General features: G+C 32.6%; 12 protein-coding genes and 1 pseudogene. 11 read left to right on the top strand and 2 right to left on the bottom strand.

Annotated elements, in window-relative coordinates; genetic code table 11:
- Positions 1-397: 397 nt before the first annotated feature.
- The 9 genes and pseudogenes from asnB to AAON49_RS14150 all read left to right on the top strand — a co-directional run bounded on the left by asnB (position 398) and on the right by AAON49_RS14150 (position 10,086).
- Positions 398-2,062, top strand: a complete 1,665-nt coding sequence (asnB, locus tag AAON49_RS14190) for an asparagine synthase B (protein WP_349555521.1) — start codon at positions 398-400, stop codon at positions 2,060-2,062.
- Between the two features lie 161 nt (positions 2,063-2,223).
- Positions 2,224-2,784 carry a magnetosome magnetite crystal formation protein family gene (locus AAON49_RS14185; RefSeq protein WP_349555520.1) on the top strand — a complete coding sequence of 187 codons (561 nt, stop codon included), beginning with the start codon at positions 2,224-2,226 and terminating at the stop codon, positions 2,782-2,784.
- Positions 2,785-2,799: 15 nt separating this feature from the next.
- Positions 2,800-3,444, top strand: coding sequence for a CPBP family intramembrane glutamic endopeptidase (locus AAON49_RS14180; RefSeq protein WP_349555518.1), 645 nt, complete (start codon positions 2,800-2,802; stop codon positions 3,442-3,444).
- Between the two features lie 84 nt (positions 3,445-3,528).
- Positions 3,529-4,227: a CPBP family intramembrane glutamic endopeptidase gene (locus tag AAON49_RS14175; protein WP_349555516.1), complete on the top strand. Its 699-nt coding sequence runs from the start codon at positions 3,529-3,531 to the stop codon at positions 4,225-4,227.
- Between the two features lie 11 nt (positions 4,228-4,238).
- Positions 4,239-5,045 carry a CPBP family intramembrane glutamic endopeptidase gene (locus AAON49_RS14170; protein ID WP_349555514.1) on the top strand — a complete coding sequence of 269 codons (807 nt, stop codon included), beginning with the start codon at positions 4,239-4,241 and terminating at the stop codon, positions 5,043-5,045.
- 229 nt (positions 5,046-5,274) lie between these two features.
- Positions 5,275-7,215 carry a DNA topoisomerase (ATP-hydrolyzing) subunit B gene (gene gyrB / locus AAON49_RS14165; RefSeq protein ID WP_349555512.1) on the top strand — a complete coding sequence of 647 codons (1,941 nt, stop codon included), beginning with the start codon at positions 5,275-5,277 and terminating at the stop codon, positions 7,213-7,215.
- A 230-nt stretch (positions 7,216-7,445) separates the two neighbouring features.
- Positions 7,446-8,354: pseudogene (locus AAON49_RS14160) on the top strand (DUF6588 family protein); the annotation flags it as partial.
- Positions 8,355-8,474: 120 nt separating this feature from the next.
- Positions 8,475-9,401, top strand: coding sequence for a malate dehydrogenase (gene mdh, locus AAON49_RS14155; RefSeq protein WP_349555510.1), 927 nt, complete (start codon positions 8,475-8,477; stop codon positions 9,399-9,401).
- Between the two features lie 10 nt (positions 9,402-9,411).
- Positions 9,412-10,086: a hypothetical protein gene (locus tag AAON49_RS14150; protein WP_349555508.1), complete on the top strand. Its 675-nt coding sequence runs from the start codon at positions 9,412-9,414 to the stop codon at positions 10,084-10,086.
- Positions 10,087-10,140: 54 nt separating this feature from the next.
- Here AAON49_RS14150 and AAON49_RS14145 read toward each other — a convergent pair whose 3' ends face one another.
- A complete protein-coding gene (locus AAON49_RS14145; protein WP_349555507.1) occupies positions 10,141-10,653 on the bottom strand; it encodes a GNAT family N-acetyltransferase in 513 nt (170 codons plus the stop codon).
- The gene (locus AAON49_RS14140) at positions 10,654-12,330 is read right to left on the bottom strand and encodes a formate--tetrahydrofolate ligase (RefSeq protein ID WP_349555506.1); all 1,677 of its coding nucleotides are present in this window, start codon (positions 12,328-12,330) and stop codon (positions 10,654-10,656) included.
- Positions 12,331-12,520: 190 nt separating this feature from the next.
- Between AAON49_RS14140 and AAON49_RS14135 the strand changes: the two genes are divergently transcribed.
- Positions 12,521-13,123 carry a hypothetical protein gene (locus AAON49_RS14135; RefSeq protein ID WP_349555505.1) on the top strand — a complete coding sequence of 201 codons (603 nt, stop codon included), beginning with the start codon at positions 12,521-12,523 and terminating at the stop codon, positions 13,121-13,123.
- Positions 13,124-13,280: 157 nt separating this feature from the next.
- Positions 13,281-16,289: a protein translocase subunit SecDF gene (gene secDF, locus AAON49_RS14130; protein ID WP_349555504.1), complete on the top strand. Its 3,009-nt coding sequence runs from the start codon at positions 13,281-13,283 to the stop codon at positions 16,287-16,289.

Raw genomic sequence — 16,289 nt, 5'->3', positions numbered from 1 at the left:
AAAACCTCTCGACTGCGCTCGAGGTGACAGCAAAACATAGTCCTTTGAACTAAAAAAGGCTTATCGTGAGATAAGCCTTTTTTATATATTATAATACAAGATTAGGTTCCCACTTATTTACATAAGAGAGTTCCACCACCAAGTATTTTGTTGTCTTTGCATGATGAAGCAAATTTATATACTCAATTTAAATACAACAAATTTTATTTACACTTTTTTAAAAAGATTTACAATTTGTAAGTGATACAACTGATTTTTACAAAAAAAGTTACATATTTAATAAAATACCTTATTTATTGTTTCAAATAAAAATCAAAAAATCATTTTTAGTTTATTTTAAAAATATTAATACCCTTCTTTGTATCGAAATTAAAACAAATTTAAAAAAATTAAAATTATGTGTGGAATTGTATGTGCGTTTGATATAAAAGAAAGTTCGGAAAGACTGAGACCACAAATCCTAGAAATGGCAAAATCTATTAGACACCGTGGCCCAGACTGGAGCGGTATCTTTAGTGGTGAAAAAGCAATTTTAGCTCACGAAAGATTGGCAATTGTAGATCCTGCGTCTGGGAAACAACCTTTATTTAGTTCTGATGAAAAATTAGTTCTTGCTGCTAATGGCGAAATCTACAATCATCAAGAACTAAGAAAACAATTTGAAGGTTCATACGAATTTCAAACAAAATCTGACTGTGAGGTTATCCTAGCATTATACCAAGAAAAAGGAGTTGATTTTATAGATGATTTGAACGGAATCTTTGGTTTTGCTCTTTACGATGTTGAAAAAGATGAGTATTTGGTAGCTAGAGACCATATGGGAATTATTCCTTTATATCACGGCTGGGATAAAAACGGAACCTATTATGTAGCTTCTGAACTAAAAGCTTTGGAAGGAGTTTGTAACAAGATTGAAGTATTTCCTCCTGGACATTTACTTTCTAGCAAAGATGGTGAACTAAAAAAATGGTATCAAAGAGATTGGATGGAATATGATGCTGTAAAAGAAAATCAAACTAGTATAGATACATTAAGAGATGCATTAGAAGCTGCGGTACACAGGCAATTAATGTCGGATGTTCCTTATGGAGTATTATTATCTGGAGGACTAGATTCTTCTATAACCTCTGCAATTGCAAAAAAGTACGCTCAAAAGAGAATTGAATCTGGTGATACACAAGATGCTTGGTGGCCACAGTTACATTCTTTTTCTATAGGATTAGAAGGTTCTCCTGACTTAGCAGCTGCAAAAAAAGTATCAGACCATATTGGAACCATTCATCATGAAATTACATTTACAATTCAAGAAGGTTTAGATGCTATCAGAGATGTAATCTATCATTTAGAAACTTATGACATTACAACTGTTAGAGCCTCTACTCCAATGTATTTAATGGCAAGAGTCATCAAATCTATGGGAATAAAAATGGTGCTATCTGGCGAAGGTGCAGATGAGATTTTTGGAGGCTATTTATATTTTCATAAAGCCCCAAATGCAGAGGAACTTCACAAAGAAACAGTAAGAAAACTGGACAAATTATATCAATACGATTGTCTACGAGCTAACAAGAGTTTAGCAGCATGGGGTATTGAAGGAAGAGTACCCTTCTTAGACAAAGAGTTTATGGATGTTGCCATGAGTATCAATCCACAAGACAAAATGATTAATGGAGAACGAATGGAAAAATGGGTTTTACGTAAAGCTTTTGAAAGTTATTTACCAGAGTCTGTTGCTTGGAGACAAAAAGAACAATTTTCTGATGGTGTTGGCTATAGTTGGATTGATACTTTAAAAGCTCTAGTAGACACTTCAGTTAGCGATGAACAAATGCAAACTGCTAAACATCGTTTTCCAATTCAAACTCCAAGGACTAAAGAAGAATATTATTACAGAGCTGTTTTTGAACAACATTTTCCATCAGAAACAGCAGCTTTAACTGTACCTTCTGTTCCATCCATAGCATGTAGCACACCTACTGCTTTAGCTTGGGACAAAAGTTTTCAAAACATCAACGAGCCTAGCGGTCGCGCTATAAAAGCAGTGCATGAAGATGCATATTAGAAGTTTGTTTTAATTTTGAGAATCCCGCTGAAGAGCGGGATTTTTGCTTTATATTGCACCTAAAACCCTTTACACACCTTAACTTGACAGATAGGTGACATGTAAATGACGTTACAAAATACTGAACACCAACATACCTTTGTAACATCAAAATTTAAGAAATGAAAAAATCATCTCTCAACGAAAATTTAATTTATCAGAGAAAGCTAAAAGGATATACTCAAGAAGATCTTTCTGAAAAAACTACTGTTGGTGTTCGAACTATTCAACGAATAGAAAAAGGAGAAACACAACCTCACTTACAAACAATTAAATTATTAGCTGTTGGATTAGATATTGAAGTAAACGACTTACTTCCTATAGAGAATCCAAACGAAGAAACGATTCAAAGAAAATGGATGTTATTGCTTCATGGAATTCCTTTTTTAGGATTGATCATTCCTTTTGGTAATATTTTATTCCCTTTATTTCTTTGGATACACAAAGCCGATGATAACAAAGTTTATGACAATCATGGAAGAGCCGTTGTTAATTTTCAAATTTCTGTGACCTTATACTTGATTGCTTCTTTGATTTCATTCTTTATTATACCTGGATTTAATTTCTTTTTTACTGCAGGAATTGTTTTGTTTACAATTATTGTAATGCTGAGAAACATCTCAACTTCTTTAAGTCACGGTAAATGCTATTATCCGTTATCCATTTCTTTTTTAAAAAAATAGTTTAATCAATTACTTATGAATTTAAAAGAAACAATAATCAACATTATTGCTATAGTCCTTATTGTTGTTTTACCACATACAGGAATCTTTCCTAATTTTATATACAGCATTCCCATTCTACTTTTTGTATGGTTCGCTTTAAAAAGTTCTAATCAAACTTTTTATGATATTGGCTTTAGCTTTAAGCGATTTAAACCTAAGTCAATTCTAATAGGAAGCATCATTGCCATTCTTACATTGAGCTTTATGCAATTGATCTTCTTCCCAATTTTAGAGCATTTCGTAACCTTCAAAGAAACAGATGTTGATCTTTACAATTTTCTAAAAGAAAATAGAGGGCAATATTTTTTTATACTTATCATGGGGTTTTTAATAGGTGGTATCTATGAAGAAATCGTTTTTCATGGTTTCATCTTTTCAAGTTTGGAAAAAATATTTAAAGGAAAATATGCTACGAAAATTAGTTTTTTTCTAACAGCTGTACTTTTTGGTATTTATCACATTCAATTAGGTATAGATGGCCTCATTAATGCATTACTTGTTGGAACAGTATACCTTACTTTATTCCTCTACTTTAAAAGAAACTTATGGTATTCTATTTTTTGTCACGGTATCTATAATACAATCGTTATCACAATGATTTATCACGGTTACCTATAAATGAGATAACTAACACTAGATAGTACAAATGGTGTTAAACCTATTGTACTAGAACTAAAAACATATTAACATAATTTATTTACAATGCTAGGATTATTAATCATCATAATAGTCTCTTGGGTGCTCCTACACTTTATTGAGAAAAAAAACATAGACGCTTTAGGAATTATTCCTAATACAACCCGAATCATTCAGTTTTTCATTGGTTTCTTAATCATTACGGTTATTATACTACTAAACATCTACATCGAAACTCTTGTTTTGAAAGTAGATTGGAAATTGAACACCATAAATTACACCTCAATTTTTAATGCTTTTATATATCATTTAAGATCAGCATTAACAGAAGATCTAGTTTTTAGAGGCGCTATTCTTTACATACTTATTCAAAGAATTGGAGCAACAAAGGCTATCCTTTTATCTGCAATAACTTTTGGAATCTATCATGTGTTTTCATATGGTATTACTGGAGAAGGAATGATACTTATTACATATGTAGTTGTTATCACTGGATTTGTAGGATATGTCTGGGCTTATACTTTTCACAAAACTAAGTCAGTTTTAATGGCTTTAGGTTTTCATCTAGGAACGAATCTTGTCAATACATTTTTCTTTGAATCAAATCCTTACGGTGAATTACTTTTTACACAGGTTTCTAAGATTGATCTCTCTGAATGGAACAACTTTTTGTTTTTAATTTTCAAAGGTTTATTCCCTTCAATCATCTCTTTAATCTGCGTGAAACTATTACTTAAAACCAGTTTATTTTCTCAAAACACTTAAAAAGAATTGCAATGAAACTAACAAACAGAAAGTTCTCTACTTTAAAAACATATGGTTTAGCAATCTTACTTTTTGGTTGCACTTTATTTTTAAGCGTATTGTTAAACAAAGGAATTATAAAACAGTATTTTCCTTTTACAGCTATCATCTTGTTAACTATTGTTACTTGGTTTCTATACAAAAGAGAACAACAGTCTTTAAATAGTATTGGTTTAAATCTTAAACTTAAAAATTTAGCTTTACTTCCATTAGGTTTATTAATCGGTTCAATTGCTTTTTTAATCGCAAAGTATTTAAGAGCACTATACTTAGACGAAACATTCAATGTAAGTTTAGAAATAAACTATAATAATATCTTATATGCTTTGTATGCTATATTACCAACTGTAGCTGTAGAAGAATTTTTATTTAGAGGTTATCTCTTTAAAAAAACTATTGAGATAAGTTCTGTAACTAGAGCAAACATTATTTTTTCTATACTATTTATGTTAATTCATGTATTAGATGAAAATGTTTTAAAAAACCCAGGAGCAATAATCTTATTAACTATAAGCATACCAGTAGGACATTTACTCTTTGCGACAGCTTTACTAAAATCAAAGTCTTTGTTTTTACCCATAGGAATTCATTTAGGAAACAATTGGGCTACAAGACATTTGGTAACAACAAATAATGATGGAGAAAGCATTTTTTATGTTACAAATAATGTTGGCTTTAATACTTGGAGTTCTTTTATTCTTTTTGTACTCTTATGGAACTCTTTTTTCCTTCTTGTAACCTATGTCATCTGGAAATGGAATAGCAAAAAATCGTTTTAGAAGAGTTTTTTTATTTTCACTAACTTCATTTAACATTCAAAATCCACAAAACTTATTTTAAAGTCATTTTAAGCGCTTTTAAGGCACTTTTCACATTTTAACAATTGTTGATAATTTTCAACCAAAATGGCTGAAATCTTTTTAAATAGCTTTCGAAATTCGTATATTTGATATAGAACCAAAATCGCCAATTTAGCGGCGATTTTTTTTGAGAAAAACATATAAAATTATGAGCGAAGAACAAAAGCAACACAATTATTCGGCGGATAGTATTCAGGCCTTAGAAGGAATGGAACACGTGCGTATGCGTCCGTCTATGTATATTGGTGATGTAGGTGTAAGAGGATTACACCATTTAGTATATGAAGTAGTAGATAACTCTATTGATGAAGCTTTGGCTGGACATTGTGACAGAATTGAAGTAACCATCAATGAAGACAACTCAATAACAACAAAAGATAACGGTCGTGGTATCCCTGTAGGGATTCATAAGAAAGAAGGTGTTTCTGCTTTACAAGTAGTAATGACTAAGATTGGTGCAGGAGGTAAATTTGACAAAGATTCATATAAAGTATCTGGTGGATTACATGGTGTAGGTGTATCTTGTGTAAACGCACTTTCAGATCACTTAACTGCTACTGTGCATAAAGATGGAAAAATCTGGCAGCAAGAATATGAAAGAGGAAAAACATTATATCCAGTAAAAACAATTGGAGAGACTGATTTTACAGGAACGATTGTCACTTTTTTACCAGACAAATCTATTTTCACGCAAACAATAGAGTATAATTATGATACTCTAGCTACTCGTTTACGCGAACTTTCTTATCTAAATAAAGGAATTACTATTACCTTAACAGATAAGAGAAATCAAGACGATGAAGGAAATGATATCAATGAAACATTCTACAGTGAAGAAGGTTTACCAGAATTTATCAAATATCTAGATAGTACTAGAGAACAGTTGATTGCTGGAGTAATTTCTATGGAAGGCGAAAAAAATGGAATTCCAGTTGAAGTTGCCATGGTTTACAACACTTCTTATGCAGAGAATTTACATTCATATGTAAATAACATAAATACGCATGAAGGAGGAACTCACCTATCAGGATTTAGAAGAGGTCTTACCGGAACTTTAAAAAAGTACGCTGATAATTCTGGCCTTCTTAAAAATGTGAAATTCGAAATTTCAGGAGATGACTTTAGAGAAGGATTGACAGCAATTGTTTCAGTTAAAGTTGCAGAACCACAATTTGAAGGGCAAACAAAAACTAAATTAGGAAATCGTGAAGTAACTTCTGCCGTTTCTCAAGCAGTTTCTGAAATGTTAACGGATTATCTTGAAGAAAATCCTAATGACGCTAAAACCATCGTCCAAAAAGTAATTTTAGCAGCTCAAGCTCGTCATGCAGCTCGTAAGGCTCGTGAAATGGTTCAGCGTAAAACAGTAATGAGTATTGGTGGTTTACCTGGTAAATTATCAGACTGTTCTGAAACTGATCCAGAAGTTTGTGAAATTTTCCTAGTCGAGGGAGATTCGGCAGGCGGAACTGCAAAACAAGGACGTGATCGTAATTTTCAAGCAATCTTACCGCTAAGAGGTAAAATATTAAATGTTGAAAAAGCGATGCAACACAAGGTTTTTGAAAATGAAGAAATCAAAAATATGTTTACAGCACTTGGAGTTACTATTGGAACTGAAGAAGATCCAAGAGCCTTAAACTTATCAAAATTAAGATATCATAAAGTGGTAATCATGTGTGATGCCGATGTAGATGGATCCCATATTGCTACTTTAATTTTAACTTTCTTCTTTAGATATATGAGAGAAATGGTAGAACAAGGATATGTATATATCGCTACACCTCCTTTATATTTAGTTAAAAAAGGACAAAAAAGAGAGTATGCTTGGGATGATAACCAACGTGATTTAATTGCTCAACAAATGGGTGGTGGAGTTAATATTCAACGTTATAAAGGTTTAGGAGAGATGAATGCAGAACAGCTTTGGGATACAACAATGAACCCAGAATTTAGAACCCTACGCCAAGTCACCATTGACAGTTTAACTGAAGCAGATAGAGTTTTTTCTATGTTAATGGGAGATGACGTTCCGCCTCGTAGAGAGTTTATAGAAAAGAATGCAGTCTATGCAAATATTGATGCATAAATAAAAAAACAGGAATTTTCCCCTAAGCACAATCTGTACAGATTGTGCTTTTTTTTTATCTTAGCCTTATCCCAAAACACTAAAACAATAACCATAACTTAATAACAATGAGAAAACTAATCCTGGTTTTTGTGACACTATTCACAATAACTTTTCATGCAAAAGCTCAAACCAATGATGGTTTTGAAGCTATTTTATTAGCTGCAGATGATGCATAAAAACTTACTGAAGCATATATTAATCCTGCTATGACTGGACTTATTTATGGAATGAACAATGGATGGTATCACACCGCAAAAGTTCATAAACTTTTTGGTTTTGATATTTCTATTGGCTTAAATGCTTCTATTGTTCCAAGCAAAGATGAAATCTTCAGGTTTGCCGATTTAGGACTAACCAATGTTTCATCTACTTCGCAAACAGGTGCTACAGTTGCTGGACCTAACAATTTAGAAGCTCCAGTAACTTTTAGTGGAACTATTCAAGGACAAGCAGTTACGGCATCATTTAATATGCCTGGAGGAGCAAAAGATGACCTCCCTTTAAATGCTGTTCCTACACCTGCTGTTCAATTTACAATGGGGCTTCCTTGGAAAATAGATGGTATGCTTCGTATGGTTCCTAAAGTTGGATCAGATGATGTAAAAGGAAATCTTTTAGGAATTGGTTTGAAGAAAGAAATAACAAGCTGGTTTGGACCAATGGAAAAAACTCCTTTACACGTTTCTTTATTAGCTGCTTTCACATCTATGAATGTAGATTACGATATTCAAGCAGACAGCTCAATTCCTGGATCAGGTCAAAAAGCTGAATTTGAATTAAATTCTTACACAATTGAAGCTGTTGCTTCTTTAAATTTTCCTTTCATCAATATATATGGAGGAATTGGATACAATGGAGGTAAAGCGGATTTAAGAATGTTAGGTACCTATAATTTAGAGTATGACACTGGATTACCAGTTCCTAACGATACTGTAACTGAAAGTGTATCTAACCCCCTAAATCTTAATTTTGACGCTAATGGTTTTAAAACTACAATCGGAGCTAGAATTAGTTTAGGTTTCTTTAAAATCTTTGGTAGTTATACTTTACAAGAGTATAATACATTGAATGCAGGAATCGCTTTTAGTATTCGATAAAAAACAATCAAAAAACTATCTTAAAAGACGCTATTTCAGCGTCTTTTTTCATTTCTATTGTAATTATTTATTCTATTTTTGCACTACTTTATTTTAACACAATTAAAAACACAAAATATTATGAAAGTTACAGTTGTTGGTGCAGGTGCTGTTGGAGCTAGTTGCGCTGAGTATATCGCTATTAAAGATTTTGCTTCTGAAGTTGTTCTACTAGACATTAAAGAAGGTTATGCTGAAGGAAAAGCTATGGACCTAATGCAAACAGCTTCTTTAAATGGTTTCGATACAAAAATTACAGGAAGCACAAACGATTATTCTAAAACTGCTAATTCAGACATTTGTGTGATTACTTCAGGTATTCCAAGAAAACCAGGAATGACTCGTGAAGAATTAATTGGAATTAACGCTGGAATTGTAAAAACTGTTTCTGCTAGTTTAATTGAGCATTCTCCAAATACAATTATCATTGTTGTATCAAACCCGATGGATACAATGACTTATCTAGTTCATAAAACAACTGGATTGTCTAAAAACAGAATTATTGGAATGGGTGGTGCTTTAGATTCCGCTCGTTTTAAATATAGATTAGCTGAAGCTTTAGACGCTCCTATTTCTGATGTAGATGGTATGGTTATTGGAGGTCATTCAGATAAAGGAATGGTACCTTTAACTAGATTAGCTACAAGAAACTCTGTTCCTGTATCTGAATTTATATCAGAAGAAAGATTAACTCAAGTTAAAGAAGACACCAAGGTAGGAGGAGCTACTTTAACAAAGTTATTAGGAACCTCAGCTTGGTATGCTCCTGGAGCTGCTGTATCTGGATTGGTACAAGCAATTGCTTGTGATCAAAAGAAAATTTACCCATGTTCTACTTTACTAGATGGTGAATACGGTTTATCTGATCTTTGTATTGGAGTTCCTGTAGTTTTAGGAAAGAATGGGATTGAAAAAATCGTTGAAATAGAATTAAGCGATGCTGAAAAAGCACATATGCAAGAATCTGCTGCTGGTGTTTCTAAAACTAATGGATTATTAGAATTATAAAATATTAAAAATGAAAAAACTTATTATAGTATTACTTGTTTCGTTAAGTGTGAATGTATTTGCACAGAAAGAAATAAAAGAAGGGGTTATTAAAACCAAAATGACAATGTCTAGCGAAGACAGTCAATTAAACTCTCAACTAGCAATGATGGGAGACATGACTATGTCTACTGAATTTAAAGGAAAAAACTCTCGTACTGAAATGAACAACCCAATGGCAGGAAAAAATGTTACGATTGTTAATAGCGATGAGAAGAAAATGATGATGTTGCTTGACAATCCTATGATGGGTAAAAAGTACCGAACAAACGACATCAAAGACATTTCTGAAGAAGATTTAAAGAATATCAGTGTTAAAGAAAAAGGAGATACAAAGACTATTTTAGGATATGTATGCAAAGGATATGATATTGTGGTTAAAACAGATGGTGTTGAAAACAAAATGACGATGTATACTACAGAAAAGATTAAAGCTGTAAACCAAAACACTACTGTTTTAGGAAGTAAAGCAGTTGGCTTTCCAATGTACATGACGATGGATATCAATCAAGCTGGAATGACAATGACAATGACTATGGAAGTTACCGAGATTAATAGTCAAAAAATAGACGATGCTAAATTTAAGCTAACCGTTCCTGAAGGTTATACAAAAATGGAAGCTCCAAAACCTGCAACTATTGATTAATAGTGAAAAGCTATACAAATCAAAAAAGCTTCACTCCAGAGTGAAGCTTTTTTGTTAAAGTTTATACTGAAATCCGTATACCTTAACTTCGTTTTTCTCAAAGTCGATTTCTGGAAAACGTTCAAATCCCATACGTTCATACATTTTCCAAGCAACCATCATGTATTTAGTAGAATGAATCATTAACGATTTAAATTCTTGTTTACGAGCCAAGTCAAAGCAAAATTCTACCAATAATTTACCCAAACCTTTACCTCTAGTTTTAGGATCAACAGCTAACAACCTGAAAGCTGCAGCTTGTTGCTTTAATGTAGATTCTTCTCCTGCTCCATAATACCTCATATCTCCAAAATATACCAAACCTCCGTCTATCTTTCCATTGTTAGAAACGGCTACAATGAGTTTTGTTTTTGGATTTTTAGTAAAATCACCTACGTTTTTTAAACTATCGTAATAATCTGGAATTTCATCTGGCCCAGGAAAACCTTCTAATTGAGAATACACCTCAACCATTAAACTTCCCAGCTCATCAAACTCTTCAGATGTTGCCTCCCTTACGTGATACATTTATGAAAGTCCAGAAATCACTCCGTTGTTATCAATAGTCATTCCTTCAGACGCAGGCTTACCTGGCAAGCCTGGCATACGCATCATTTTTCCTAAAATAGGAATTACAAACTGTGCTCCTGCTGCAATTTCAATCTCACGAACTGTAACTGAAAATCCAGTAGGTCTTCCAATAAGTTTATCGTCATCTGAGAAAGACTTTTGCGTTTTTGCCATACAAACGGCAAAGTCATTAAATCCAAGTCTATCTATTCTTCTTAAGTTCAACTCAGCCTTCTTATCATAGATTACTTCATCAGCTCCATAGATTTCTTTTGCTATAACAGCAATCTTATCTTTCATAGGACTTCTCCAATCGTATAAAGGTTTGAATTGAGTTGCTTTATTTTCTACAACATCTACTACTGCAGATGCCAATTCTTTTGTTCCTTCACCTCCTTTAGCCCATCCTTCTGATAATACTGCATCTACACCTAAAGCAGAACACGCTTCTTTAATAAAATTAACTTCTTCATCAGAATCTGAGATAAATGAATTGATTGCAACTACGGGTTCTATGTTGAATTTTCGAATGTTTTCGATGTGTTTTTCTAAATTTTTAAATCCTTCCTGAACTCGTTCAACACTTGGAGTATTGTACTCTTCTTTTGAAGCTCCTCCGTGATGTCTTAAAGCTCGAATCGTAGCTACCAATACAACACATTTTGGATTTAATCCTGCAAATGCAGATTTGATATTTAAGAATTTTTCTGCACCTAAATCGGCTCCAAAACCTGCTTCAGTAACTACATAATTAGACAAAGAGAGTCCCATTTTTGTAGCCAAAACAGTATTAGTTCCTTGAGCAATATTTGCAAAAGGACCTCCATGAATAATAGCTGGATTTTCTTCTAAGGTTTGCACTAAGTTTGGCTTAATAGCATCTTTTAATAAGATAGCCATCGCATTTTCGGCATTTAAATCGCGAGCAAATACAGGTTTTTTATCAAAAGTAAATCCGATAAAAATATTTCCAAGTCGTTCTTTTAAATTGTCAAAACTAGTTGCCATGCATAAAATAGCCATGACCTCGGATGCAGGTGTAATGTTGAATCCGTCTTCTCTAGGAATTCCGTTAGCTGTTCCTCCTAATCCAATTGTGATCTGACGTAATGATCTATCATTCATATCAATCACACGTTTCCATAAAATGGTTCTAGGATCAATATTTAAGTTATTCACTTTGCTTTGCAAGTTGTTATCTATCAAAGCAGATAATAAGTTATTAGCTTTTTCTACTGCATTAAAATCACCAGTAAAGTGTAAATTAATGTCTTCCATAGGAACAACTTGAGAATGACCACCTCCAGCAGCACCACCTTTAATTCCAAAGACGGGCCCCAAAGAAGGCTCTCTTAGTACAACAGTTGCTTGTTTTCCTATTTTGTTCAAACCTTCTGTTAATCCTATAGAGACAGTAGTTTTTCCTTCACCAGCTGGAGTGGGTGTAAGAGCTGTTACTAAAACAAGATTATTTTCATTTACTTTTTTCTCGTCAATTAGCTCTAAGGGAAGTTTTGCTTTGTATTTTCCATACATTTCAAGATTGTCTTCCGATACTCCTATTTTTTCAGCAATTTTAGTGATATGCTGTAGCTTTTTTGCTTGTGCAATTTCTATATCAGATAAATGCGCCATAAAATAAGTTTTAGTTTTGGGTTGTTTGTTACTTTTCACTAAGAAAAGCGAGTAAATATACATAATTTCATTAGGCTAATCTTATTTAACTTTAAAGTTACAGGCTATTCAATATTGCGAACGGATATATATTTAAATAAGATTGTTTTTTTAAGAAACAGGAAGCGACTTTTTTACATATATTTGGGACATGAATTCAAAATGGTACGTTAGTACTTTACTATTAATATTTATTTACTTTGGAGCATTCCATCAGGAAGTTTCTATACCCAATCAAGAAATTGTTCTGGAATTTGCTGACACTAAAGTCAACCAAATAGATATTAGAAATACCATTGACGATGTTAGAAAAAAACTTTTAAAAGTAGGTGTTTCTAATATTAATATTCAAGAAACAAAAAGAGGTGTTTTAAAGATTTCTTATTACAGTGTTACTAACATTGATAATATTAAAGAAGCTCTTCTAGAAGAAAACCATCTAGTTGTTAATGAAAATTCTGACAACCAAGAGGATCATAATTCTTCTTTAGAATATAAGATAAATGTATATGAGTTGACTAATGGAACTCATATTTCAAATCAAGATGACAGCTTTATATTTGAAATTAAGCACTACTCTGAAAGATCTACAATTAACCATAACTATGCTTTTGTAAAAAACGTAATAGATCTAAAAACAAATCAGCTTTTTAAAACAGCTTATAAAGCATACAAAAACAACCCTTTTTCAAAGGATAATACTTCACACAAAGAACCAGAAGTTAGAGCTGGCCCTGTTGTCTTCAACATTTAAAAACATAGTAGTTTGTGTATTTACTAAACTGCTTTAAACTCAATGAGTTCACTTAACTCATAATTAAAAAACAATCAATAAAAAAATAATTGTCAAGTTGTACGAGAAGACATATATTTGCTCGTTTTTATAAAATTTGACAAATAAACACATAAAGATGCAAAACAAAGGACTAATCAGGTTATTTGCGATTCTTTTCGGATTGGTAAGTTTATACCAATTATCATTCACATATTTTACAAACAAAGTAGAAGATGAAGCAAAAGAATATGCAATATCTAATGGTGATGAAACAAATGTAAGAGAGCAAGCTACTTTAGAAAGAAGATATTTAGATAGTGTTGCCAACAAAGAGGTAATTAACCTAGGAGTGACTCAGTTCACTTACAATGATATCAAGGACAAAGAAATGAACCTTGGTCTTGACTTAAAAGGTGGTATTAATGCAATATTACAAGTTTCTGTAAAGGAAGTATTAATCGCTTTATCAAACAACTCCAAGAGTGTTGCTTTTACACAAGCTTTAGAAGCTGCCGATGAAAAGCTAAAAGAAAGTAATGAAAACTACTTAGACTTGTTCTATGCAGAATTTGAAAGAATTTCTAACGGGGCAATTAAATTAAGTGATCCTGCTATCTTCGGAACAAAAGCATTGCGCGATAAAATAGACTTCAACAAAACCAATGAGGAAGTAAAAGCCGTTTTACAAACAGAAATTAACGTTTCTATTACTACTGCATTTGAGGTATTACGTAGTAGAATCGACAAGTTTGGTGTTACTCAACCTAACATTCAAAGAATTGGAACTTCTGGTAGAATTCAAATTGAATTACCTGGAGCAAAAGATATTGATCGTGTTACTAAGTTAATCACAAGCAAAGCTGAATTACAATTTTGGGAAGTGTTTACCAACATGGAAATGCAACCTTTTTTCTTTTCAGCCAATGCGAAAGTAGCTGAATTGTTAAAAGATGAAACTACAGAGCAAGAAAAAGATTCTACAAAAACAGACAATATTGATGACATCTTAGGAAAAGATCAAGATTCTACAAGTGTTCAACAAAAAGCTTTGATTACTTATTTGAACTTTCCTACTTACCAAATCACAGATCAGTATAGAAACTCTGTGGTAGCATCCGCTAAAGTTAGCGATACTGCTATGGTAAATAAACTTCTAAGAACAAAAGAAGTAAGAGAGTTATTATCTAACGATCAGAGATACGTTAAATTCTTATGGGATTACAAACCATTTGTAGCTACGAATGAGGCTGGTGAAAAAATAGAAGATTTCGAAAGAATTAATCTATATGCTATCAAGTCTAAAAGAAATGGTAAACCAGCAATGGACGGTGATTTGATTGCTGATGCAACTCAAGAATTCGACCAACTTAACAAACCTGACGTAAGAATGGTTATGAATGCCAGAGGTACTAGGTTATGGGGTAATTTAACAGAAAAAAATATTAAAAATCACGTAGCCATTGTCTTAGATGACTATGTATATTCTGCACCAATTATTCAACAAAAGTTAGGAAGTATTTCTTCTATTTCTGGTGGAAGTATGACTATTGAAGAAGCTCAAGATATTGCAACCGTTTTAAAAGCGGGTAAATTACCTGCTGAAGCAAGAATTATTGAAATGCAAGTGGTAGGGCCTTCATTAGGTCAAGAATCTATTGACAGATCTATCAATTCATTCTTATTAGCAATTGCTTTAGTATTAATCTGGATGGTTATCTATTACGGTAGAGCTGGTTTATTTGCCGATGTTGCTTTGGTAGTTAATATCTTATTCTTATTCGGAGTATTAGCTTCGTTTAACGCTGTTCTTACTTTACCAGGTATTGCAGGTATTATCTTAACAATTGGTATGTCGGTAGACGCCAATGTGATCATCTTTGAGAGAATTAAAGAAGGATTGAATAAGAAAAAAGGATTAAAACAATCTGTAGAAGAAGGGTTTAGTATCAAAGGAGCCTTATCAGCAATTATTGATGCCAATATTACTAGTTTATTAACTGGGGTAATTTTATATGTATTCGGAACTGGACCTATTAAAGGTTTCGCATTAACCTTAATGATTGGTATTGCTACTTCATTATTTACAGCAATCTTTATTACTAGATTGTTAATTGACGGAGCTACAGGAAAAGGTAAAAACCTAACCTTCAATACAAACTTATCTAAAGGATGGTTCCAAAACATCAATGTAGAGTTCTTACGTAAGCGTAAAATTGCTTACGTTATCTCTGGACTTATTATTGCTGGAGGTATTGCTTCTATTGCTACAGTTGGTTTAAAACAAGGAGTTGACTTCAAAGGAGGTCGTACCTATACTGTTCGTTTTGACAAAGCTATGAATGCAACAGAAGTTAGAGCTGATTTAGCTACTGTTTTTGATGGTGCTCCAGAAGTAAAAACCTATGGTTCAGACAATCAATTAAAAATTACCACTGCTTACAAAATTGAAGAGACTGGTAAGGATGTTGATGAAGAAGTACAAAGCACGTTATATAATGGATTGAAAAAATATCTATCTGAAGGAACTACATACGAAGACTTCAAACCTGGGTTTGAAAAAGCTGAAGGTCAGAACGGAATCATGAGTTCTAGAAAAGTAGAACCTACTATTGCAGACGATATTAAAACATCAGCGATTTATGCAGTATTTGGATCGCTTTTAGTAGTGTTCTTATATATTTTATTACGATTTAGAAAAGTATCGTTTAGTTTAGGTGCTGTAATTGCAGTATTCCACGATGTATTAATCGTATTGGGAATCTTCTCTATATTATATAAGTTCATGCCATTTGATATGGAAATCGGGCAATCGTTTATTGCAGCAATTCTAACTGTAGTTGGATACTCTCTGAATGATACCGTGGTAATTTTTGATAGAATTAGAGAGTTTGCAGGAATCCATACAAAATGGGCATATTCAGAAGTTGTAGACAAAGCATTAAGTAGTACGTTAGGAAGAACAATAAATACTTCTTTAACTACTTTATTAGTAATGTTAGCAATCTTCTTATTTGGTGGAGATTCTATTAAAGGATTTATGTTTGCATTAATTATTGGTGTAGTAGTTGGTACTTATTCATCATTATTTGTTGCAACTCCAATTATGTATGACACATCTAAAAAGAAAGAGTCTAAGAAGAACTAA

Origin of the sequence: Pseudotenacibaculum sp. MALMAid0570 (genome assembly GCF_040151415.1) — a bacterium.
Taxonomy (GTDB): Bacteria; Bacteroidota; Bacteroidia; order Flavobacteriales; family Flavobacteriaceae; genus Polaribacter.
The sequence above is the reverse complement of the archived record's forward strand: the minus strand, read 5'-3'. Positions and strand labels throughout refer to the sequence as shown.

What these genes read in the sequence shown, in the direction of transcription:
- asnB (WP_349555521.1), top strand. Translation starts at nt 398, where the DNA reads ATGTGTGGAATTGTATGTGCGTTTGATATAAAAGAAAGTTCGGAAAGA.
- AAON49_RS14185 (WP_349555520.1), top strand. Translation starts at nt 2,224, where the DNA reads ATGAAAAAATCATCTCTCAACGAAAATTTAATTTATCAGAGAAAGCTA.
- AAON49_RS14180 (WP_349555518.1), top strand. Translation starts at nt 2,800, where the DNA reads ATGAATTTAAAAGAAACAATAATCAACATTATTGCTATAGTCCTTATT.
- AAON49_RS14175 (WP_349555516.1), top strand. Translation starts at nt 3,529, where the DNA reads ATGCTAGGATTATTAATCATCATAATAGTCTCTTGGGTGCTCCTACAC.
- AAON49_RS14170 (WP_349555514.1), top strand. Translation starts at nt 4,239, where the DNA reads ATGAAACTAACAAACAGAAAGTTCTCTACTTTAAAAACATATGGTTTA.
- gyrB (WP_349555512.1), top strand. Translation starts at nt 5,275, where the DNA reads ATGAGCGAAGAACAAAAGCAACACAATTATTCGGCGGATAGTATTCAG.
- mdh (WP_349555510.1), top strand. Translation starts at nt 8,475, where the DNA reads ATGAAAGTTACAGTTGTTGGTGCAGGTGCTGTTGGAGCTAGTTGCGCT.
- AAON49_RS14150 (WP_349555508.1), top strand. Translation starts at nt 9,412, where the DNA reads ATGAAAAAACTTATTATAGTATTACTTGTTTCGTTAAGTGTGAATGTA.
- AAON49_RS14145 (WP_349555507.1), bottom strand. Translation starts at nt 10,653, where the DNA reads ATGTATCACGTAAGGGAGGCAACATCTGAAGAGTTTGATGAGCTGGGA.
- AAON49_RS14140 (WP_349555506.1), bottom strand. Translation starts at nt 12,330, where the DNA reads ATGGCGCATTTATCTGATATAGAAATTGCACAAGCAAAAAAGCTACAG.
- AAON49_RS14135 (WP_349555505.1), top strand. Translation starts at nt 12,521, where the DNA reads ATGAATTCAAAATGGTACGTTAGTACTTTACTATTAATATTTATTTAC.
- secDF (WP_349555504.1), top strand. Translation starts at nt 13,281, where the DNA reads ATGCAAAACAAAGGACTAATCAGGTTATTTGCGATTCTTTTCGGATTG.